The sequence below is a fragment of the Roseobacter sp. genome (genome assembly GCF_039970775.1).
GTDB lineage: Bacteria > Pseudomonadota > Alphaproteobacteria > Rhodobacterales > Rhodobacteraceae > Roseobacter.
In genome coordinates this window covers 1-4,839 of record NZ_JBDVLG010000067.1, presented here as the reverse complement: position 1 = coordinate 4,839, position 4,839 = coordinate 1, and the positions used below count along the sequence as shown (strand labels likewise).

Genomic DNA, 4,839 nt, shown 5'->3' with positions numbered 1-4,839 from the left:
GCTGGGGGGGTACGTGGGTCGGGGCGCCTATGTGGATCATGCGTTTAACACCACCGATGTGTGTTTGGTTCTGGACACGGCACGTATGAATGACCAGCAGGCGCGGCTGTACCGCGATCGCAGCGCATGAGCGATACGTGGTTTGGGAATGACCCGCCGCCGCGCCGACGTCTGACGTTTTGGGGGGGTGTTTGTGTCGTGCTGCGGGCCATACCGCTGGCGATTTTGGTGTTTGGCGGGTTGGCGGTTTTGCTGGCGGTGCGTTTGGTTGAACGGCCTTTGTGCGGGTTGGCGCGCCCGGTCACGCCTTTTATCACCGTATTTGTGTGCCGTGTCGCGCTGTGGATTATTGGGCTGCGATTGGCGGTGCAGGGCACGCCGTTAAACGGGCAGGGGGCGGCTGTGGCAAACCATTCCAGCTGGCTGGATATCTTTGTGCTAAATGCGTCCAAACGGGTGTATTTTGTATCCAAATCCGAAGTGGCCGGGTGGCCGGGAATAGGATGGCTGGCGCGCGCCACGGGAACCGTTTTCATAAGACGCACCCGCACGCAGGCCGCCGCACAAGCTGCGGTGTTTCGCACCCGGCTCAGAGCCGGGCACCGGTTGTTGTTTTTCCCCGAAGGCACCAGCAGCGATGGCGGCCGGGTGTTGCCCTTCAAGACCACGTTATTTGCGGCGTTTTTCGCAGAGGGTCTGCGCGAGACCCTAGAGGTACAGCCCGTAACAGTGGTGTATCACGCCCCGGCGCACGCAGATCCCAGAGTGTACGGTTGGTGGGGGGATATGGATTTTGGCAGCCATTTGTTGGCGACGTTGGCCAATACGCGGCGTGGTCGGGTACAGGTGATTTATCATCCGCCGCTCAAGGTTGCGGCGTTTGACAACCGCAAGGCGCTGGCCGCCGCCTGCGAGGCGCGGGTCCGCGAGGGGGTCGTGCAGGCGGGCAGGGCGCACGCACCCGGCCCGCGTGTGTCAGTGAAAGAACGCTGAATCGGGGACGAAATCCAGACTGTCGCTATCTGGGCCCCATTCCATCATCAGACATGCCGTGCCTTTGCGCTGAAAATACGTGGCGTCCAGCGGGTAATACCCGGCCTTGGGCACGTCCACTTCGATTTCGCCGGCATAGCCGCATGCGTGGACTTCGTCGTAATCGCCGACAATCTGGCCACCAATGGTGATTTCAAACCCGTCGTTGTTGAGGAAATCGAGCACATACGTGCCAGCGGCGTCAAATTTGATATAGCCGGTGATCGCCGCCGCGACTTTGGTGGCTTTGCCCGCCGTTAAAACGGGATCCCCCTCGTTGGTGTCGTCATAGGACAGCCCCACCAACGGCGTGCCAGCGACCGGTTTGCGTTTGAGCGCATTGCGCGCGTCCTTGACTGTGCGCACATCGCCCGGAAACGCGTAGGTCACCGCAAGCCCCGGCGTCAGGGCGCTGGCATTGGGTTGCGGGTCTGCGGGTTGCAGCGCAACAGGGTTGGCAAAGCCCACAGCAGGCAAAAGAAAGGCCGCCGCCACGGCGGCCGATTTGAAGAAAAACGTCATGTGTACTCCCGGTCTTCGTTCGTTGGATCATTCGGCGCTCTCTGGGGCCGTTGGGGGGGATATTAAAATGGGATTGGTCGCGCTGACAAGGCAGCACCTTTGTGGCAAGGGTCTTGCAGAGACATAGGTGTGAAATTGGCCTCTTGTGATCCGAGCGCGGTTGGGCTAAAGCGCGGGCACTGAAACCCGCAGGCGGGGTTGGGCTGCACAGGGGAGACATCTTTGTCGGTCCGCCGGTTGGCTTTCTGGACTTTATGTTCAGCGTCATGCCCCCGCCGAGGATAAAACCGGAAAGGTAGACTAACATGGCTCTTCCAGAGTTCTCCATGCGCCAACTGCTTGAAGCAGGCGTACACTTCGGCCACCAAACGCAGCGTTGGAACCCACGTATGGGTCCGTTCATTTACGGCGCGCGCAATGGCATCCACATCATGGATCTGACGCAGACTGTCCCAATGTTGGACTCGGCGCTGCAAGCGATCCGTGACACCGTCGCCAAAGGCGGCAGCATTCTTTTCGTCGGCACCAAGCGTCAGGCTCAACAGCCCATCGCAGACGCCGCAGAGAAATGCGCGCAGTACTACATGAACCACCGCTGGCTGGGTGGCACGCTGACCAACTGGCAGACCGTGTCGCAGTCGATCAACCGTCTCAAGGCGATTGACGAGCAGTCCGAGAACGGGTTCGAAGGCCTCACCAAGAAAGAGCGTCTGGGCATGGAACGTGACCAAGGCAAGCTCGAAGCCTCCTTGGGTGGTATCCGTGAAATGGGCGGTCGCCCTGATCTGATTTTCGTCATCGACGTGAAAAAAGAAGCATTGGCCATCGCCGAAGCCAACAAGCTGGGCATTCCGGTTGTGGCTGTGGTTGACACCAACTGCCCACCAGATGGCATTGATTATATCATCCCTGGCAACGACGATGCGGCCCGTGCGATTTCGCTGTATTGCGATCTGGCAGCGCGCGCAGCTCTCGACGGCATGTCTGCACAACTGGGTGCGGCTGGCGTTGACATCGGTGCGATGGAAGAAGCGCCTGTAGAAGAAGCTGTTGCCGAAGACGCACCAGCTGCTGAAGCGCAGGCCTAAGCCGGATATATGGGGCAGGGCGACCTGCCCCCACTTACTCAGTTTCCAAAAGGAGAACCTCAGATGGCGATTACAGCATCTATGGTCAAAGAACTGCGCGACAGTACGGGCGCAGGCATGATGGACGCGAAAAAAGCGCTGACCGAAACTGCGGGCGACATGGAAGCGGCCTTGGATTGGCTTCGCACCAAAGGTCTTGCAAAAGCAGCCAAAAAATCGGGCCGTACGGCGGCCGAAGGTTTGGTGGCTGTTAAGGTCAACGGCGGTCACGGTGTGGCGGTCGAAGTGAACTCGGAAACCGATTTTGTCGGCAAAAACGCCGAGTTCCAAGAGATGGTCTCTGGTATCGCGGGCGTTGCGTTGACGGTATCTGACGTCGATGCGTTGAACGCAGCTGACATGGGCGGCAAATCCGTTGCGACCGTCGTGACCGACAAAATCGCGACCATCGGCGAGAACATGTCGGTGCGCCGTCTGTCCACGATTGATGGCGACACGGTTGTGTCTTACGTGCACAACGCCGCCGCACCTGGTATGGGTAAAATCGGCGTTTTGGTTGCCTTGACCGGCGGCGACGAAGCGTTTGGCAAACAGGTTGCGATGCACATTGCCGCCGTAAACCCCGCGTCTTTGTCCGAAGACGATCTGGACGCGGCCGTTGTCGAAAAAGAAAAGCAAGTGCAGATGGATATTGCCCGCGAAAGCGGCAAGCCTGAGGCCGTGATCGAAAAGATGATCGTCGGACGTATGAAAAAATACATGTCCGAAGTTACGCTTTTGAACCAGTCTTTTGTTGTTAATCCTGACCTGACGGTTGGCGATGCGGCAAAAGAAGCGGGCGCTACTATCAGTGGTTTCGTGCGTTTGGAAGTGGGCGAAGGCATCGAAGTGGTCAAAGAAGATTTCGCCGCAGAAGTGGCCAAAGCTGCTAAAGGCTGATCCACCGATCATATTTTACGAAAGAGGGCGCAGTGATGCGCCCTTTTTTGTGTTTATGTATGTGACACACGGTCGTCCACATCCACAGTGATACTGTGATCGGTGTCGATCAGACAATTCGTCGAATGCGCGAACAAAGCCGGGCTTTTACTTTGCGCCGTCCATTGGCTTGTCCAGTCACTCGGTTTGCTAGAGTTTTTCTGTTGGACATGAGCACTGATCAAACTGGCGTCCGCCAACCAACTCTTCGGCCATACATCACCGCACCCTCATCTCGAACACGTGGTAGAATATGTGCTCTCGCGGAACCGACCATGCCAATTTGGCCATGTGTGATAATCCACAGATGATCATTGCCGGTGCAGTATTATATGGTTTATCGATGCCCCATGCCGCCGCGGGGCCTCCGTAAAAACAGCCACGTGCGAAGACATCTAGAGTAATCGTTTCTTGTGGTGCTGCGAGAAGTTGTTGTGCACGACAAACACAGTGTTTTCTGAGACGAAACAACATTGGGACATTCACAAAGTGACTTGCGGCCGCAGCTGTTGCGGTTGACTGCGGCGAGCCCGACCAACCCTTATGAAATCGCCGCCCGTGCGTTTAAGACAGAGATCGAAGCCGCGTTGCCCGGTCGCGTCGAAGTCGCGTTGTCTCCAAATCGCCGGCTTGGCGTCGATAAGGAAATCCTAGCAGGTTTGCAGTTTGGCATGATTGACACATGCGGATCAACTGCCCCTGTATCGTCAGGCTCAGATTTACGGCCGCCAAGGGGTCGATCTGGACCGGTCGACCCCCGCAGAATGGGGTGAAGGGTGCCTTGAGTTTGATCGAGTGGATCAAGCCAGCCTTGAACGGGCAGAGCCATATCTGGAAAGCCGCCTATGAACTGCGGCCCGTCTTTGATGCGTTGACCGACGATCTGAACGGGTATTCGGAGTTGTTCATGCCCTCTCGACAGCATCCTGTGTGGATGGTTCCTACTTTGTAACGCATATTTTGTATTGGCACGTTTATCAGAAGCAATGTTGTGTCGGGCTTCTTTGCGCGGCACATTGGATCTGTCGGGGTTTGATGCCGCTCTTTTGATAGCATTCACTGCAACAAAGGAGATGGACTATGGGACTGAAACGGGCGGGCGAATTTCGCCAAGATGCGGTACGTATAGCACTGAGCAGTGGGCTGAGACGATAGCAAGCAGCTGACGATCCTTTGTCTGGCAGGGTATTGCGCAGCAATGTCCCGAGAAGGTGGGTAT

The 4,839-nt window shown here is 57.1% G+C and carries 4 protein-coding genes and 3 pseudogenes; 6 read left to right on the top strand and 1 reads right to left on the bottom strand.

Annotation, left to right across the window (positions count from 1 at the left end; genetic code table 11):
• Both ABJH13_RS18365 and ABJH13_RS18360 read left to right on the top strand, forming a co-directional pair.
• A pseudogene (locus ABJH13_RS18365) lies at positions 1-130 on the top strand (ornithine-acyl-ACP acyltransferase); the annotation flags it as partial.
• Positions 127-993, top strand: coding sequence for a lysophospholipid acyltransferase family protein (locus ABJH13_RS18360; RefSeq protein WP_348407676.1), 867 nt, complete (start codon positions 127-129; stop codon positions 991-993). The pseudogene ABJH13_RS18365 and the gene ABJH13_RS18360, both read left to right, overlap by 4 nt.
• On the opposite strand, the gene ABJH13_RS18355 is transcribed toward ABJH13_RS18360, so the two are convergent.
• The gene (locus tag ABJH13_RS18355) at positions 976-1,554 is read right to left on the bottom strand and encodes a PA14 domain-containing protein (RefSeq protein WP_348407675.1); all 579 of its coding nucleotides are present in this window, start codon (positions 1,552-1,554) and stop codon (positions 976-978) included. The two genes, ABJH13_RS18360 and ABJH13_RS18355, sit on opposite strands and share 18 nt — an antisense overlap.
• A 305-nt stretch (positions 1,555-1,859) precedes the next feature.
• Here ABJH13_RS18355 and rpsB point away from each other — a divergent pair, with 305 nt between their 5' ends.
• The 4 genes and pseudogenes from rpsB to ABJH13_RS18335 form a co-directional block, all read left to right on the top strand.
• Positions 1,860-2,642, top strand: coding sequence for a 30S ribosomal protein S2 (gene rpsB, locus ABJH13_RS18350; RefSeq protein ID WP_348407674.1), 783 nt, complete (start codon positions 1,860-1,862; stop codon positions 2,640-2,642).
• A gap of 63 nt (positions 2,643-2,705) precedes the next feature.
• Positions 2,706-3,581 carry a translation elongation factor Ts gene (gene tsf, locus ABJH13_RS18345; RefSeq protein WP_348407673.1) on the top strand — a complete coding sequence of 292 codons (876 nt, stop codon included), beginning with the start codon at positions 2,706-2,708 and terminating at the stop codon, positions 3,579-3,581.
• A gap of 512 nt (positions 3,582-4,093) precedes the next feature.
• Positions 4,094-4,246: pseudogene (locus ABJH13_RS18340) on the top strand (hypothetical protein); the annotation flags it as partial.
• Positions 4,247-4,301: 55 nt separating this feature from the next.
• Positions 4,302-4,388 (top strand): annotated as a pseudogene (locus ABJH13_RS18335) (transposase); the annotation flags it as partial.
• Positions 4,389-4,839: the final 451 nt, after the last annotated feature.

Bases quoted from the DNA above. Each gene is read 5' to 3' on its own strand.
- ABJH13_RS18360 (WP_348407676.1), top strand. From the start codon at position 127: ATGAGCGATACGTGGTTTGGGAATGACCCGCCGCCGCGCCGACGTCTG.
- ABJH13_RS18355 (WP_348407675.1), bottom strand. From the start codon at position 1,554: ATGACGTTTTTCTTCAAATCGGCCGCCGTGGCGGCGGCCTTTCTTTTG.
- tsf (WP_348407673.1), top strand. From the start codon at position 2,706: ATGGCGATTACAGCATCTATGGTCAAAGAACTGCGCGACAGTACGGGC.
- rpsB (WP_348407674.1), top strand. From the start codon at position 1,860: ATGGCTCTTCCAGAGTTCTCCATGCGCCAACTGCTTGAAGCAGGCGTA.